16 protein-coding genes are annotated in these 15,399 nt (G+C 64.0%); 4 read left to right on the top strand and 12 right to left on the bottom strand.

What is annotated here, in order from left to right:
- Positions 1-43: 43 nt before the first annotated feature.
- From grpE to BKG76_RS13955, 5 genes are all read right to left on the bottom strand, one after another.
- Positions 44-703 (bottom strand): nucleotide exchange factor GrpE, encoded by a 660-nt coding sequence (grpE, locus tag BKG76_RS13975; protein WP_070938158.1) that lies wholly within the window; start codon positions 701-703, stop codon positions 44-46.
- On the bottom strand, positions 700-2,568 hold the full coding sequence (gene dnaK / locus BKG76_RS13970; protein WP_070938157.1) for a molecular chaperone DnaK: 1,869 nt from the start codon (positions 2,566-2,568) through the stop codon (positions 700-702). The genes grpE and dnaK overlap by 4 nt, the downstream gene beginning before the upstream one ends.
- A gap of 182 nt (positions 2,569-2,750) precedes the next feature.
- Positions 2,751-3,443 (bottom strand): hypothetical protein, encoded by a 693-nt coding sequence (locus tag BKG76_RS13965; protein ID WP_070939226.1) that lies wholly within the window; start codon positions 3,441-3,443, stop codon positions 2,751-2,753.
- 93 nt (positions 3,444-3,536) lie between these two features.
- Entirely contained in the window at positions 3,537-4,388 is an 852-nt protein-coding gene (locus BKG76_RS13960; protein WP_070938156.1) for a cytochrome c biogenesis CcdA family protein, read from the bottom strand.
- A 15-nt stretch (positions 4,389-4,403) separates the two neighbouring features.
- Positions 4,404-4,883 carry a TlpA family protein disulfide reductase gene (locus BKG76_RS13955; RefSeq protein ID WP_070938155.1) on the bottom strand — a complete coding sequence of 160 codons (480 nt, stop codon included), beginning with the start codon at positions 4,881-4,883 and terminating at the stop codon, positions 4,404-4,406.
- Between the two features lie 140 nt (positions 4,884-5,023).
- On the opposite strand from BKG76_RS13955, the gene BKG76_RS13950 reads away from it, so the two are divergent.
- From BKG76_RS13950 to BKG76_RS13940, 3 genes are read left to right on the top strand one after another with little or no spacing between them, the layout of a single operon-like run.
- The gene (locus BKG76_RS13950; protein ID WP_070939225.1) at positions 5,024-5,959 is read left to right on the top strand and encodes an LLM class F420-dependent oxidoreductase; all 936 of its coding nucleotides are present in this window, start codon (positions 5,024-5,026) and stop codon (positions 5,957-5,959) included.
- 26 nt (positions 5,960-5,985) lie between these two features.
- Positions 5,986-6,456, top strand: a complete 471-nt coding sequence (locus BKG76_RS13945; protein ID WP_070938154.1) for a hypothetical protein — start codon at positions 5,986-5,988, stop codon at positions 6,454-6,456.
- A gap of 57 nt (positions 6,457-6,513) precedes the next feature.
- A complete protein-coding gene (locus tag BKG76_RS13940; protein ID WP_070939224.1) occupies positions 6,514-6,999 on the top strand; it encodes a hypothetical protein in 486 nt (161 codons plus the stop codon).
- Here the strand turns inward: BKG76_RS13940 and BKG76_RS13935 are convergent.
- The 6 genes from BKG76_RS13935 to BKG76_RS13910 form a co-directional block, all read right to left on the bottom strand.
- The gene (locus BKG76_RS13935; RefSeq protein WP_070938153.1) at positions 6,993-7,376 is read right to left on the bottom strand and encodes a hypothetical protein; all 384 of its coding nucleotides are present in this window, start codon (positions 7,374-7,376) and stop codon (positions 6,993-6,995) included. The two genes, BKG76_RS13940 and BKG76_RS13935, sit on opposite strands and share 7 nt — an antisense overlap.
- Positions 7,377-7,454: 78 nt before the next feature.
- Positions 7,455-8,108 carry a hypothetical protein gene (locus tag BKG76_RS13930; protein WP_070938152.1) on the bottom strand — a complete coding sequence of 218 codons (654 nt, stop codon included), beginning with the start codon at positions 8,106-8,108 and terminating at the stop codon, positions 7,455-7,457.
- A 19-nt stretch (positions 8,109-8,127) separates the two neighbouring features.
- Complete coding sequence (locus BKG76_RS13925) at positions 8,128-8,784, bottom strand: hypothetical protein (protein WP_070938151.1); 657 nt, start codon at positions 8,782-8,784, stop codon at positions 8,128-8,130.
- Positions 8,785-8,788: 4 nt separating this feature from the next.
- Complete coding sequence (locus BKG76_RS13920) at positions 8,789-10,282, bottom strand: dynamin family protein (protein ID WP_070938150.1); 1,494 nt, start codon at positions 10,280-10,282, stop codon at positions 8,789-8,791.
- Entirely contained in the window at positions 10,279-12,135 is a 1,857-nt protein-coding gene (locus BKG76_RS13915; RefSeq protein ID WP_070938149.1) for a dynamin-like GTPase family protein, read from the bottom strand. Before BKG76_RS13915 ends, BKG76_RS13920 begins: the two co-directional genes overlap by 4 nt.
- A gap of 124 nt (positions 12,136-12,259) precedes the next feature.
- Positions 12,260-13,897, bottom strand: a complete 1,638-nt coding sequence (locus tag BKG76_RS13910) for an IniB N-terminal domain-containing protein (protein WP_070938148.1) — start codon at positions 13,895-13,897, stop codon at positions 12,260-12,262.
- 379 nt (positions 13,898-14,276) lie between these two features.
- Between BKG76_RS13910 and BKG76_RS13905 the strand changes: the two genes are divergently transcribed.
- The gene (locus tag BKG76_RS13905) at positions 14,277-14,666 is read left to right on the top strand and encodes a DoxX family protein (protein ID WP_070939223.1); all 390 of its coding nucleotides are present in this window, start codon (positions 14,277-14,279) and stop codon (positions 14,664-14,666) included.
- Positions 14,667-14,682: 16 nt separating this feature from the next.
- Here BKG76_RS13905 and BKG76_RS13900 read toward each other — a convergent pair whose 3' ends face one another.
- Positions 14,683-15,321 carry an Rv0340 family IniB-related protein gene (locus tag BKG76_RS13900; RefSeq protein ID WP_070938147.1) on the bottom strand — a complete coding sequence of 213 codons (639 nt, stop codon included), beginning with the start codon at positions 15,319-15,321 and terminating at the stop codon, positions 14,683-14,685.
- Positions 15,322-15,399: the final 78 nt, after the last annotated feature.

Genomic DNA, 15,399 nt, shown 5'->3' with positions numbered 1-15,399 from the left:
GACATCACCTCCTTCGCGTCCATCGGGTCTTACTGTGCAGTTCTTACTCTGATTCTGTCTCGGATTTGGTTTCGGCATCGCCGGTTCCCGGTTCCTGCTCGGCCTTGTCGCCATCGGTGACCACGACCATCGCGGTGCGCAGCACCCGATCGCCCATCTTGTAGCCCTTGCGCAGTACCGCGGCCAGCACCGGGTGGCCGTCCTGGCCATCGTGCTGAACCGCCTCGTGTAACGAGGGATCGAAGTCGTCACCCTCGGCGCCGAACGTTGCCAACCCCAGCCCTTCGAAGGCCGCGGTCAACTTGTCCGAAACACTGCGCAACGGACCCGATTCCAGGTCGCCGTGCTCCCGCGCGCGATCGAGGTCGTCGAGCACGCCCAGCAGCTGAGTCACCACGGATGCCTTGGCCGAGTCAATGACGGCCTGCCGGTCCCGTTCCACCCGCTTGCGGTAATTGGCGAAATCGGCATGCGCACGCTGCAGGTCGGCCGTCAATTCAGCCACCTTGGCATCCGCATCCGAGTCGCCCTCGGAGGCCGCGGCCCCGGGTGCCGAAGCACCCGGTTCCGCTGCGGCAGAATTCTTTTCAGCCGCCTTCGCCTCTTCGCGGACCGCGCCGGTGTTGGGATCGATCCGGCGCTTGTCGGTGACAGTCACCGGTTCGCGATCTTCTTCCCGATCTTGCCCACCTGACGGGGTCACTTGCTGTCCTTCTCCTCGTCAACAACCTCGGCATCAACGACATCGCTATCGGCGGAGCCGGCGCCACCCTCGGCACCAGCACCCTCGGCCTGAGCCTTGGCGGCCGCAGCCTCGTAGATGGCCTGACCCAGCGCCTGCGACTGCTCCCCGAGCTTCTCCATCGCCGCCTTGATAGCGCCGATATCGGTGCCTTCCAGCGCCTTCTTGGCTTCGCTGATGGCTTCGTCGACCTTGGACAGTGTCTCGTCAGAGACAACCTTCTCGCTGCCCTCGGCCGGCTCACGCTGCTCCTTGACGAACTTCTCCGTCTGGTAGACCAGCGACTCGGCCTGGTTGCGGACATCGGCCTCTTCGCGACGCTTTTTGTCCTCGTCGGCGTGCGCCTCGGCGTCCTTGATCATCCGGTCGATCTCTTCCTTGGAGAGGCCGGAGCCCTCCTGGATCTTGATCGTGTTCTCCTTGCCGGTGCCCTTGTCCTTCGCGGTCACGTGCACGATGCCGTTGGCATCGATGTCGAAGGTGACCTCGATCTGCGGCACACCGCGCGGCGCCGGCGGAATGCCGGTCAGCTCGAAGGAGCCCAGGAGCTTGTTGTGCGAAGCGATTTCGCGTTCACCCTGGTACACCTGGATCTGCACCGACGGCTGATTGTCGTCCGCCGTGGTGAAGGTCTCCGACCGCTTGGTGGGGATGGTGGTGTTGCGTTCGATGAGCTTGGTCATCACGCCACCCTTGGTTTCGATACCGAGGGACAGCGGGGTGACGTCAAGCAGCAGAACGTCTTTCACCTCACCCTTGAGCACACCGGCCTGCAGCGCGGCACCCACGGCGACAACCTCGTCCGGGTTGACACCCTTGTTGGGCTCCTTGCCGCCGGTCAGTTCCTTGACCAGGTCGGTGACCGCGGGCATACGGGTGGAACCACCCACCAGCACGACGTGGTCGATGTCGGCAACGGAAACACCGGCATCCTTGATCACCGACTGGAACGGCTTACGGGTGCGGTCCAGCAGGTCCTGAGTGATCTTCTGGAACTCGGCACGCGTCAGCTGCTCGTCGAGGAACAGCGGGTTCTTGTCCGCGTCAACCGTGATGTACGGCAGGTTGATCGAGGTGGACTGACTCGAGCTCAGTTCAATCTTGGCCTTCTCGGCAGCCTCACGCAGACGCTGCATCGCCATCTTGTCCTTGGTCAGGTCGATACCGGCGCTGGCCTTGAACTTGTCGACGAGCCAGGTCACGATGCGCTCGTCCCAGTCGTCACCACCGAGGTGGTTGTCACCGGAGGTCGCACGAACCTCGACGACACCGTCGCCGATTTCCAGCAGCGACACGTCGAAGGTGCCACCACCGAGGTCGAAGACCAGGATGGTCTGTTCCTTCTCGCCCTTGTCCAGGCCGTAGGCCAGAGCGGCTGCGGTCGGCTCGTTGACGATGCGCAGCACGTTCAGGCCGGCGATCTGGCCGGCTTCCTTGGTCGCCTGACGTTGGGCGTCGTTGAAGTACGCCGGCACGGTGATGACGGCGTCCTCGATGTCCTCACCCAGGTAGGCCTCGGCGTCGCGCTTCAGCTTCTGCAGCGTGCGGGCGCTGATTTCCTGGGGGGTGTAGTTCTTTCCGTCGATTTCGACGGTCCAATCGGTGCCCATATGACGCTTGACCGAACGGATGGTCCGGTCGACGTTGGTCACCGCCTGGTTCTTGGCGGGCTGCCCGACCAGTACCTCGCCATTGCGCGCGAACGCAACGACAGATGGGGTGGTGCGAGAGCCTTCCGAGTTCGCGACAACTACCGGGTCGCCGCCTTCGAGGACGGCGACAACGGAGTTGGTGGTCCCGAGGTCGATTCCGACCGCACGAGCCATAGTTCATTCCTCCTGTTGGTTACCTCATTGCCTTCAGTGAGATCCGCTCAAGTTTGCCTCGTCCGGACCTTTTCGTCAAGCCATAGTTGAGTCAATGTGACTCAAGTTCGACATACAGCTCAACGGGCCACCACCCATATTTGTTCCCGAACGATGAAAACCCCTTCTACTAGGGGTTTTGGCTAGCCCTGCGGCGGTGGGAAGCAGTCCTTCCACTCGCCGTTCTCGACGAGCAACGGGATGTGGTTGGTCTGAGTCTGGGGCGGGTACTGGTCGAATGCGGTCGTGGAAATCAGATCAGCGGTCGCGGTATCACCGGTGATCTTGAGGTTCTCCACCTTCCAGTCCTGGACAACGGTGAGTTCGGCGAGCATCTTGCGCTGCGCGGCCTGGTACGCGGCCTCATCCTGGCGGTGCCACGCCTCAACCATCGCCTTGGCGGTCTCGATCGACATCTTCGGGTGTTTCTGCTGCAAGAGCGCCGGCACCCGCTGCACGGTATCGAGGTTCTGAGCCTCCTGGGCGGTCCCCATCGCCGACATCGGCTGCACTGCCTTCATCATCGCCGCCCGCGTCGCATCCTTGTACTGCGCGCAGCTGACGTCGACGAGCGCGTCGATGTCGTAGTTCTCATTGGCCTGCCGCTCCCGCTCGAACAGCGCACGGATAGCGGCCTCGTCGGTCGCCGGCGTACGAACCGGTTTTACCGGGGTCGTCGACGGCGCGGCACTCGAGGAGCTGGTGGCCGCCGACGTCGAGGAACCGTCCGCGGTGATGCGACGCAACGGCTGGTCGTCCTGACACCCCGCCAGCGCAACCGCAGCGGCCAGCGCCAGCATCGGTGCCACCCCAGATTTGATCCACACCCTGGCCATCATCGTCCCCCTCGCAGTCAGCTGGTGCCCCTCAGGTTACCGGCGCGTGGGTTCGCCCGTCCGTCCATTCGCCGTCCCCAAACCCCGGATCGCCTAGCGCCTTCTCCGTACCGCGTACGAACTCAATGCCGCGACAACCACAATGAGCGCGATACCGCCCACCAGCGGCCACACCCCGGTGGCATCCACCACACCGACCAGCCAGGTCTGCAGCGTGCCGGCCGCGTTGATCACCGGATCGTCGGCGCTCCCGTCGCCGAAATTCAGCCGAATCTCGTAGTAGCCGTAGTAGGTGATGTACAGACCGGTCAACAGCACAATCACCCCGGCGATGCGGCCCACATGGGGCAGCACCTTGCGCATGCTGGCCTGCACCGAATTACCCAGCAGGGCAACGGCTAACGCTGCGACACTCACGGTCACCGCCATACCCGTCCCGTAGGCGAGGAAGGCCAGCACGCCCGAGACGATCGATCCCTGTTTGAAGGTCGTACTGATGACCGCCAGGAACGGTCCCACGGTGCAAGACAATGACGCCACCGCGTAGGTGACCCCGTAGCCGTACATCGAAAGCAACGACGAGGTCGGTGCCGCGCCGGAGACCCGCGGCAACACGATGGTGAGCTCACGGCCCGATAGCAGCCAAATCGACAGCGCCACAAGGGCGATACCGATCACCACGGTCGCGAAGGGCATGTACCGGCCCGCCGAGGCGACCACCGGGGAGATGACAAGACCGAAGATCCCGAAGACCGTCAGGAATCCAGCGGCCATCGCGACCGTCGCCGTCGCCGCCCGTGTGACCGCGGTCAACCGTGACGTGGTGCCGTCGCTTCCGGCAATCACCAGGCCGAGATAACCCGGGAGAAAAGCGAATCCACACGGATTAAGCGCCGCCACCAGTCCGGCCCCCAGCGCGAAAGTGAGTGCTGCGGTATCAATCACGTCGATACCGCGGTATCAGTGCAACTGCCCGATCTTCTTGTCGAGATCCGGCCCGGACAGCGGGCTCTTGATCACCTCGGCTTTGCCCTCGGATCCCAGAAACGCGAAGGCCGGCTGATGGGTGACGTCGTACAGGGCCCACACCTTGGCGTCGGTGTCAGCCAGCTGAGTAAAGGTCAGGCCGTACTTGTTCACGAAGTCGCGCATCGCGGGCACCTGGTCCTGCGCGGCCACACCCACAAAGGTGACGTCCGGATGTGCGGTGGCCGCCTTCTGCAGATCGGGGGCTTCCTTCTGGCAGGTCGGGCACCACGGCGCCCAGAACCACAGCACCGCCTTCTTCCCGGCAAGGCTGCTGCCCGCGAAGTCGGCCCCATCGATGGTCTGAGCAGAGAAGTCCAGCAATCGTGACGACTGTATGGAGGAGGTGGTGCCCCTATCGGCGCCGGAACATCCCGACAACCCGACACCTAAAGTCAGAGCCAACACGGCCATGACCGAAACCGCAACGCGTGATATCACTTTCCCTCGTTTCGCCGCATACCCGTCAACTCACGCACATTCTGTCCACTCACCGTAACCATCTGCACAAGTCACCTGTGCCCGGGTATGCGGCCTTACGTACGCTGGCGGTCATGGACTTCCGGGTATTCGTTGAACCGCAGCAAGGCGCCACCTACTCAGAGCAGCTGCGGGTGGCGCAGGCAGCCGAAGAGCTGGGGTTCTCCGCGTTCTTCCGGTCCGATCACTATCTGGCAATGGGCGGCGCGGACGGGCTGCCCGGGCCCACCGACGCATGGGTGACCCTCGGGGCGATGGCCCGGGAAACCACGGCCATTCGGCTGGGCACCCTGGTGACCTCGGCGACCTTCCGCCATCCGGGACCGCTGGCGATCACCGTCGCCCAAGTCGACGAGATGAGCAGCGGCCGAGTTGATTTCGGCCTGGGTGCCGGGTGGTTCGACGAGGAGCATGAGGCCTACGCGATCCCCTTCCCGCCGCTCGGCGAGCGGTTCGACCGTCTCGAAGAGCAGCTGGACATCCTCACCGGTCTATGGTCCACGCCCACCGGAGACACCTACTCCTACGCGGGCAAGCGCTACACGGTGACCGACTCTCCCGCACTGCCCAAACCGGTACAGGAACCGCACCCACCCATCGTCGTCGGCGGTCTCGGCGTCAAGCGCACCCCGGCGCTGGCCGCCCGTTTCGCGGCCGAGTTCAACCTGCCGTTCCAGCCCGTCGACGTCGTCACCGATCGATATGCGCGGGTAGCGCAAGCGGTGGAAGCCGCAGGACGGCCCGCGGATTCGATGATCTACTCGGCGGCCTTCGCGCTATGCATCGGTGACACGGATGCCGATATCGCACGCCGCGCGGCGAACGCCGGCCGCGAGGTGGATGAAATCACCGAAAACAGTCCGCTCGCAGGTACTCCCGACGCAGTGGCGGAAAAACTGAGGGTCTACGTCGATGCCGGCGTTCAGCGGGTGTACGTCCAGCTACTCGACATGCGGGACCTGGATCACCTGGAGTTCTTCGCTTCGACCGTGATACCGCAATTCGCCTGACATTCTTCGGTTAGGCTCCTGCCCTGATGAGCCAGACACCCAGTCCACCCGAGGATGAGAGCTACTTCTCGGAGATGATCGAGGAGAACGAGAAGCCCACTCCTTGGTATCGAACCGGGCCCGCAATCGTGGGCACCATCGCCGCCATCATCGCGATCGTCGCGGTGCTGATGACCATCGTGCTCTCCACGGACAAGCGCGTCGTCAAGGACAACACACCACTGACATCGACGCCCGCCGTCTCAAGTACCACCCCCACCACGGAACCGACTACGCCCTCGCCGGAGTCGTCGACGATCGTGCCCAGCACCACCGAGCCGCCACAAGAACCGGCGGTGCCCGCTCAGACATCCGAGCCCACGTACTACGAGACCACGACCTCGCCGACGTATCACTATCGGATACCCGCGATTCCGTCTCCACCAGCCATTCCGCCGATCCCGCCGATACCCCCAATCCCGCCGATTCCACAGATCCCGCAAATCCCCGGGCTTTAAGGAAGTTGGGTTACGCTCCGCACCATGTCCTACCCGGAGCCGCCAGAAGACCCGACGATGTTCAACCAGCAGTACCACGACCAGGGGCCCGACCAGCCCAATCCTTGGTACAAGCAGCCCGCAGTGCTCATCGCGCTGGCGGGCGCGGGCGTGGCCGTCGTCGCCGTGATTGCCGCGCTGGTGATCACGCGTAGCGACGACAAGCCTGCCCCAGCGGGCACCTCATCGTCTGTGTCCTCGACGACAAGCTCAACACCTGCGGGTTCCAGCGGCGGCGGCCACGAGGGCCATGGCGGTCACGGCGGAAACAACGGCGGCGGCAATTCGACGGTGACCGAAACTCAGACGGTTTCGGAGTCGCCCACCAGTCAGGACACCACGACGACTCAGCCGACGACCACCACCACGACTACCGACTCGACCACCACGACGACCACTCAGCCGACAACCACGACAACCCAGCCGACGACGACCACTCGTCCCGCTGTAGTAGTCCCGATTCCTGGCGGCGGCAACATCCAAGTGCCCGTCGGGGGTCAGTGAGCCATTCGCATCCCGGGCGGCCCGGACAGACCATGATGCGTCTGCGCCGGGCTGCCGGGGGCGTTTTCCTTCCACAGGTGGCCTGCCGCGCATAGCGCAATCACGAAGGACAGCACGCCGATCGGGATGGCCCAGATACGGCGAGTGTCAAGCTTGGCGGCGCACTGGTCGTGATAGTTGGTCGATTGGTTCTGCGCGGAACTCATCTTGTCGAGCTCGGCGGATCGGGACAGTCGGGGCCCGACGGGCATACCGCAGGTCACGGTCTGCGCTGAGTCACCCGTACCGACCTGAATCGACACCGGGGTCAGCAGAACGGCCATCGCGATGATCGTCGCGATTCCGCATACGACTGAGAGGACTCCGCGTCCGTGCATGCCTGGGACGCTACGCCGTCAATGGCACGCGATGGTGGTGATTCGGCATCTGCATCGGCACAAATCGAGCACCGATTTTTAGCAGGCAGCGCTCTTGGCGGTCCGGCAAATTGGTGCCGCCACGTCCCGCAGAACCTGGTGGTCGTCAGCGTCTACCCATGGAGCGCCGGCCGCCCCGGTGATGGCGTTTGTGACCGTCAGTTCGGCCACCGTCCCGGTGCCCGGCGGTTGCACCACGTACAGGTGGTACTGAGGTTGCTTGCCGCCCTGCGCCGGCAGCGTCACAGTGGCCGCGTGGCCGTTGGGTAGGTCAGTCACGCTGACCTGAGCGCCAATGGCGTTGAAGCAGTGGTCCAGTCGCGCACGCAACGACCGGTACACCGTCGACGCGTATTGATCGGTCACCAAGGTGTCTCCCGGCCAGTGCGCGATCACCTGCACCGCCGTCCAACCCGATTCGTCAGAGCTGACTGTCGCGGAGGCAGATTCGGGTGACTGCGGCAAATTCTCGCCCAGCGAGAAGCAGAGATTCGCCGACCAGAACGATGGACGGTCCACAACAGTCGCGTTGCGCGACAAGGGAGCCCAATGCGACACCTTGTCCATGGGGATGTCTCGGGGGCTGGTCCACACGCTGTCGGGCACAGACTTCGGTTCCGCGGCAGCCGGAACCGCGGTAGTAAGGCCGACGATCACGGCCACCGCCGAAACCGCCCGCAGCCACCCGCGCATCGTCACCGCAAGTCCCGCGCTAGCAGGAGCCCTTGCACAGCGGCTGGGCCAGCGCCCGCAGAACCGTGGCGTCATCGACCGGCTTCCATGGCGACGGCTCGCGGCCCGTCCGGGGCACGGTGACTGCCAGCTCCGAGACGGTGCCCGACTCCGGCGGAACCACGTTGTAGATGTGCACCTCGCTGGTGGGGTTGTCGCGCTCCTTGCCGACCAACAACGTCGCCGCAAAGCCGTACCACGACGGCGCGGGGCGCAGGTCGACGCTGATCACGTCACCGACTCCCGGGCAGTAATTGAGCTGAGATCGGATACCGCTTTGGAACGCCGCGGCGCCATCGGGGTTTCCTTCGGGCCACTGACCTGCCGCCTGCACGACGGACGCCGCCGTACCGGAGGCGGCCTGAGTGGCGATGGCCGATGCCGGGGGCAGTACGTCCGCCGACGGGCTGCCACAGAGCCGCATGCTGAGGAAGGCCGCCCTCCCGGTCGCCGTGGGATTGGCCGCTGACCAGTGGTAATCACTGCTCATCGGGATCTCACCCGGGCTGATCCATACGCTGGCGGGAACCGGCTTGGGTGCCGGCCCTGCCGGGTTGGGGGTCGGTTCGGCCGCAGCCGTCGCCGTGCCGAATCCAGCCCCGAGGGCGACGGTGGCGATGAACAGGCGCATCATCATCTGCTCAGTATGCCGGGCGCTCGTGCGCAGACAATTGGGTGAGTATTCCTTCTGCGCTGCGAACCGCCGCCAGACACAGCCGACTGGTGAACGGATCGTTGAGCGGGTGCTCGGCCCGCGCGCGCCAGCGCCCCACCGCATCAAGGGCCGCACGCCGCGGATCCGGACGCGTCTCGTCCAGACCCAAACGAGCGGAGGCATCCGTCCCGGAGGCTCCCAGCAGTCTGCGGATGAGCACCGTCTCGTGTTCGGTGAGCGTGGTGCTTCGGGAGGACAGCTCGGCCAGCAGCCGCAGCTCGTCGAAGGCGTGGGTATCGGCGAGCAGTGGGTCGATCTCGTCGATCACCTGACGCCCACCCTGGACCGGATATGAGGTCAGCACCTGCCGGGCCGAGAGCAGCGCGGTATGCGATTTGAGGATGCCTGCGCGTTGACCGAATTGGTTGGCGATGATGTTGTGCAGCTCCACCAGTCCGCTGCGTTCCAGGAGCTCCTCGGCCAGCCCGGTGGCATCGGTGACGCCAATCCTGATGACGGTCACCGAGATCCGGATACCGAACATCCCGAATCGGTGCAGCAGCGCAGCCCGGGTCCGCGCGTCGACCGGCAGCGAATCATCCTCGCGCACAAACCTATCCACCGATAGCAGGGCCTTGGCCAGCACCTGCGGGTCCAGATCTGCCAGCTTCTGCAGCGCGACGAACTCCGCCTGCCGCAGGGTGCGGGCGGTCAGCGCCAGCAGTCCCGCAACCGGGACGACCGCCTGACAGATGCCGGTGCGTTCCATCTCCCCTGCGAATCGGGCGGCCACCTCACGTGCGGACAACATCGCATCGAGCCTGCCGACGCCGATCTCGTCGGCGCGCGACACCACACCGACCACCCCGACGGCTCCACCGCGCTCTCCGCCGACAAGCTTGCCGATCTGGGTGAGCAGCCCGATATCGGCCGCATTCAGGCTGCGCAGCAGAAATATCACCGCGTCGACTCGAGGCACGCCATCCTCCGGCACGAGTAGCGCCAGGCTGCGTTCAGAGACATCGGTGGACAACGAAGACGTCCCCGGGGTGTCGATGAGCGTGAGCTCATTCAATTCCGGTGCGGGCCAATTGACATCAAGGTCGGCCACCGAGGCCGGATCCAGCCGGTCAAGTTCGAAGGAGAGCCCTCCCTCGCGACGAATGGGAATGTCCTGCCGCACGCCGCTGAAGAGATTGGCTATGACCTGCGGGGCGGCTCCGTGTCGAAACCACGCCACGATCCGTGTCGCCTCGGTAGCGTCCGTGGGCGCGATGTCCTCTCCGACAAGCGCATTGACCAGAGTGGATTTGCCCGCGTTGAGGGTTCCGGCGATGGCGACGCGGATGGGTTCATCGAGCCTGGCGGCGATGCGTCGCAGTTCGTCGTGCGGCTCCGCGACACGCAGATATCGTGGATCGCTCTGATAGGCGTGCAGGGCGTCGCCGATGATGACACGGGCCCGATCGATGCTGCTCATGGCGTTTGTTGAACCCCCGCCATGCTCTCGATATGGGCGTTGACCTGGCGGAGGATATTCAATTGGCGCTCAACCTCATTGGTGCGCGAATCCCGGTCCTCGGCCTCCAACCGCGCCGACGCGATGGCGGCCTGCAGCGACTCATTGAGTGATCGGGTGGTCTGGTTGGCGATCTCGCGGAAGTGATCGCGCAGCTGCCGCTGCACCAACCGCAGCCGGTCGCGTGATTCCTTGAGTACCACAAAGGACACGTCGTCAAGGAACCGGCGCACGTTGGTCTTGGCCTCACCTCGGATGCGCAGCATCCGGTTCTCCATGTCCTCGTTGTAGGTCTTCTTGCCCAGCATCGCGCCGGCACCGAGTGAGATCAGATTGAACATTCCGAGCCCGGCAACGGAGGTCAGCATGCCGAACATGATGACGCCACCATAGGACCCGCGCAGCCCCGTGATTGCCTTGTGTCCCAATTTGATCGGCTTGGCCTCAAGTTTCGAAAGCGACTTCAGATCACTCAGGTCGGCACCCATCTCGCTGGCCCGCAGGCGCGGCATCTTGACCGATTCCATGCCCGCGGTCGCGAAGGTCTCGGCCACCTGGGCGGCCAGATGCATCGCCCGCTGGTGCGCCCACACGAAGTTGTTTCCCACCGAGTTGGCCACAGCCTCTTCGAGTTTTGCCCCGACTTCGGCCCAGTTCTTGGTGGGGTCAGTGCGGTCGATGACCTCTTCGGTGCGCTGCAGGATGCGCCGGAATCGTGATTGCAGATCATGCTCGACATCGGTGGACACGTCGGTGATGCCGTCACCCAAAACCTGCTGCCACAGCGCGGTGTGGGCGAGCGCTTCCTCGGCTTCGCGCTTGCGCCGTTCCAGATCCGAGGTGAGCTCATCTCGGCTCTGCGGATCCTGCAAAGCACTCAGCTCGGCATCCAGGGTGAGGGTGAGATGCTCTGATGCCGAACCGATCTCAGCGATCGCCTGCTGCCTGGAGTTGGCCTGCTGATCGGCGATGGCGTTGCTCAGAAACGTCACCAGTGCAGGGAAGTTCGACTCGGCGTTGAGCTCCTTGTCATTGAGCTGCAACGCATGTGAGCGCAATGCCGACGACACCGCGATGGCAGGAACGCTGATCGCGGCACGCTGCAGATGAGCGGAGTTGGCGGCCACCACGGCACGCCACTGCGGGTACAGGTCGGCCTTGGTGTTGACGATCGCCGCGACCGGGCACAGGTCAAGTGCTTGCTGGATGAAGACCAGTTCGGGCTCGGTGAACTCGGAGCTGAGGTCGCTGACCATGAGCATGACATCGGCATCGGGAAGCAGACCGAGCGTGCTCGAGAGGTGCGGTTGTCCGAACCCGCCGACCCCGGGCGTATCCACCAGGCATAGACCGCTTTTGAGCATCGGGCTAGCCACCTTGACCTCTACCCGCAGCACCTCGCGCCCCCGTGCCTGCGGCGCCCGCTTGAGATCCTTGCCGATGTCTGCCACCGGAATCGGAATGATGTCGGGTTCTCCGGCAAGCCCGCCGCCGTCGTACTGTTCGGCGGGGGCAACAACCAGTGCGGCCGAGGGCTGGTCACCGTAACTGATAACGGTTGTCACCGAGGTAGTTTCATCATCTCCGACCCGTGCGACCGGCATGTTGAGCAGTGAGTTCACTAGCTGACTCTTGCCCTGCTTGAGCTGCCCGGCCACCACCACGCGCAGCGGACGGTCCAGAAGAATGTGGTCCACACGGTCCAGGCGGTCGATGAGATCGCCTCGATCGTTCTCGCCCGCGATCTTGCGCACATGCCCGAGCAGCTCGTTGATGAGCGCGAGCTGCTGGCCGTCTTGTGCGGTGTCAGACAAGGTCCCGTAACCCTTCTCGCTCGAAGTTCCTCATACTGTGCCATTTCTCTAGGTCGGCGCGGTCGGAGCATTGCCCCATGCGGATGCCCCGCACCGTTTCTGGTGCGGGGCATCGCGCCGGGGATTAGTGGTGCTCGGTACCCGGCAGGGCGGTGTGGTCGGTCGCCGCCGCGTGGCTCTGGGCATGTCCCTGAGCTTCGAATCCGGTACCGGCCGCAGCATGCGAACCCATCGAGGAGCTCAACGACTCGTTCATCGAGGAACTGTGCGAGGCATTAAGCGAGCTGTTCATCGAGTCGTTGATGGCACTGGTGTGGGTGCCGCCGCCGACCGCAGTGCTGCCGCCAACAGAGCCAGAACCACTGAGTGCGTTGTTGATGGCACTGGTGTGGGTGCCGCCGCCGACCGCAGTGCTGCCGCCAACGGAACCCGAGCCACTCGATGACTCACCAATGGCACCACCAACATGAGAGCCACCACCCACGCCAGCACCAATACCGGTGTTCACACCACCACCAACCGCGGTACTGCCGCCAACAGAACCCGAGCCACCCAACGACTCACCAATGGCGCCACCAACATGCGAACCCCCACCAATGGCACCACCAACATGAGAGCCACCACCCACGCCAGCACCAATACCGGTGTTCACACCACCACCAATCGCAGTGCTGCCGGCAACTGCGGCGTTACCCGCAACTGCGGCGTTGCCTGCGACCGCGGCGCTACCGGCCAAACCAGCATTAGCCGCCAAACCAGCGTTACCCGCCAAACCAGCATTGCCCGCCAAACCAGCATTGCCCGCCAAACCAGCGTTACCCGCCAAACCAGCATTGCCCGCCAAACCAGCGTTACCCGCCAAACCAGCATTACCCGCCAAACCAGCATTACCGCCCACAGCGGCCGAACCTGCTCCGCTGGTCGTGGTACCGATATTCGCCTGGTTGTGTGACGCGATTTCGGTGTTAGTGGTGTTACCCGAGCCGATGTTGGTGCTGTTGCCCGAACCGATGTTCGTCGAGCGGTCGGTGTTGAACGAATCGTTGATGTTGGTGGTGTTGCGCTGCGAATGGTCGTCGACGACGTTCACGCTCTTGTCGATGTTGGCAGAGCCGTGCCCGCTGACGTTGGTGTAGTCGCCACCAACCCGAGTTTGGCTCTGGTCCACACCGACACTGCTGCCGTGGTCGGCATTGATGATGTTGCTATCGCGCACATCGCCATTGACTGCGGTGGAACCCTTGCCGGAGGCGATCGGACCGGAGTTGCTGCCGCCCACAGCGACGGCACCGTCACCGATGGCGGTGGTGTCGCGGTTACCGAACTGCAGATCACCGAAGCTCAAGTCCAGCAGCGGACCGCGATTGAAGCTGTCGACGTTCCCGCTGGGGCTCATGAGCTGGTTGCCGCTCGCGATCGGGTTGTGGCTCGCAAAGTCGGTGTCGTTGTGGCTCATGAAGTCGTTATCCCGGGGGCTCAGCAGCGACGGCGACAGGATGTTCGGGCCGTCGGGCTGTGCGCCGTAGTAGTTCTGCAGGTTGCCCGACAGGTCGTGCATCGGGTTGCCGGTGTTGACCCACTGCGACTGGTAGCCGTAGTTGGAGGCCACCGACTCGGCGACGACCGGCATGACCGCGCCGACCTGTGCGGCGGTGACCGCGGACAGTCCGGCACTGGCCAGCGAGGCCTGAGGATCGGCGACGTAGCTTGCGGCCTGCACGGGGTCGCGGAACAGGTTCAGGATGAAGTCGATGATGGACACTGGGTCTCCTTTGATGATCGGAGTCAACCGGGTCTGTCCGGTCGAACTGAATACAAACCTACGAACCTGCAAGTGCCCTGAAAACGGGAGAACTTCCCCTTCTCCGTCTATCCCCCATGGGGGTTTGCGACCTACCCCGTTAGGGGATTAGGGGACCGCTAGGGGGTGTCTCGAACGGGCCTTCAGAATGAGCTTCATTAGATTTGCCATGGCGCCGTGTCCAGGGCCGACACCATTGCGGCCAAATCGATATCGCTGCACTTCAAAGCCAAAAACACCCTCATCGAGGCGGTGCTGTTCCCCGGTGCCACACCGAACCATCTCAGTAGGAGGAACCAGGCACATGAACGCCCAGAAAGCCAGTCAAACCCTGCGGTGGGTGATTCCCACGGGTGCCCGCCTGGTTTTCGGCGTCATTCTGTTCCTGGAGGGCACCCAGAAGATCTTTGGCTGGTGGAGCGGATCACCTACGGGTTCCGGGCATCCCGAGCCGTTTCTCAACTGGCCGTATTGGTGGGCAGGCGTATTCGAGCTGGCGCTCGGCGTCTTGTTGACGGCGGGACTGTGGACACGCGTCTGCGCGGTCCTCGCGGCGGGGATGATGGCCTACGCGTACTTCTTTGAGCATCTGCCGGTGCATTGGGAACCCATGCAAAATGGCGGAGCTTTCGCAGCCACCTTCTGCTGGGGATTCCTGCTACTGGCGCTCGCGGCCGATGACACCCGGCTGTCCCTCGACAGGATGCGAGCACATCGCACTCGCGGCTGAAACCGGCGATCCGTCGCTAGAAGTGGTCGATTCCGGTGTCGTGATGACCATGGTCGACCGCAGCGTCGTGCCCCAGATTTCCCTGATCGAAGAACGGATCGTGCAGGCCGGAATCGACCGAACCGGCCGCACCTACGTCGCCCCCGAAATGCTGAGGCTCGAACCCGGCGCTGGGGGTCTGCAGTGGGGCATGGAACTGGTCGATCGCGGCGACCGCGCTGTCAGCCGACGGACTGACCTGATCGGGAACCGTGATCGCGTCCTGCCGAGTGGCCAGATCCGAGACGGCATTGGTCGCCGCGTGCAGCCCCGCGTCCAGGCTTGGGTCGTGTTTCGGCGCCGTAAAAGGTGAGTCGAACGCCGCGAAGGCCTGAGTCGCTGCGCCACTTGCCCAGATGTTGTCGGCCGGCAGCGGGGTGTGCACCGCATGTGACAGATCGGTACCCCCGGACTTGGTAACCAGCTGGGCCGCCTGTGCACCCAAATTGGTCGGCATCGACTCGCTGACCACCGGAATCAACGCGGAAACGTCCGAGGGCTGGACTCCCTCCAGATGCGCATCGGCAATAACTTGCTGCGGATTGGCCGCGTACTGGGCAGCCATATCCTGGTCACGGACCAGCGCCATGACGAAATCCAACAGGTTATTGCCCATGTCTGCGATGGTATGAGCCACACGGATCCCCTGCTACGGGGAGCAACCCGTTGCCCACTAGTGCCCCATTGGGGGACG

It is taken from the genome of Mycobacteroides franklinii (assembly GCF_001853795.1).
In the GTDB taxonomy this organism is placed as follows: domain Bacteria; phylum Actinomycetota; class Actinomycetes; order Mycobacteriales; family Mycobacteriaceae; genus Mycobacterium; species Mycobacterium franklinii.
The sequence above is the reverse complement of the archived record's forward strand: the minus strand, read 5'-3'. Positions and strand labels throughout refer to the sequence as shown.

Bases quoted from the DNA above. Each gene is read 5' to 3' on its own strand.
- dnaK (WP_070938157.1), bottom strand. From the start codon at position 2,568: ATGGCTCGTGCGGTCGGAATCGACCTCGGGACCACCAACTCCGTTGTC.
- BKG76_RS13965 (WP_070939226.1), bottom strand. From the start codon at position 3,443: ATGGCCAGGGTGTGGATCAAATCTGGGGTGGCACCGATGCTGGCGCTG.
- BKG76_RS13955 (WP_070938155.1), bottom strand. From the start codon at position 4,883: ATGGCCGTGTTGGCTCTGACTTTAGGTGTCGGGTTGTCGGGATGTTCC.
- BKG76_RS13950 (WP_070939225.1), top strand. From the start codon at position 5,024: ATGGACTTCCGGGTATTCGTTGAACCGCAGCAAGGCGCCACCTACTCA.
- BKG76_RS13945 (WP_070938154.1), top strand. From the start codon at position 5,986: ATGAGCCAGACACCCAGTCCACCCGAGGATGAGAGCTACTTCTCGGAG.
- BKG76_RS13940 (WP_070939224.1), top strand. From the start codon at position 6,514: ATGTTCAACCAGCAGTACCACGACCAGGGGCCCGACCAGCCCAATCCT.
- BKG76_RS13935 (WP_070938153.1), bottom strand. From the start codon at position 7,376: ATGCACGGACGCGGAGTCCTCTCAGTCGTATGCGGAATCGCGACGATC.
- BKG76_RS13930 (WP_070938152.1), bottom strand. From the start codon at position 8,108: ATGCGCGGGTGGCTGCGGGCGGTTTCGGCGGTGGCCGTGATCGTCGGC.
- BKG76_RS13925 (WP_070938151.1), bottom strand. From the start codon at position 8,784: ATGATGATGCGCCTGTTCATCGCCACCGTCGCCCTCGGGGCTGGATTC.
- BKG76_RS13920 (WP_070938150.1), bottom strand. From the start codon at position 10,282: ATGAGCAGCATCGATCGGGCCCGTGTCATCATCGGCGACGCCCTGCAC.
- BKG76_RS13900 (WP_070938147.1), bottom strand. From the start codon at position 15,321: ATGGGCAATAACCTGTTGGATTTCGTCATGGCGCTGGTCCGTGACCAG.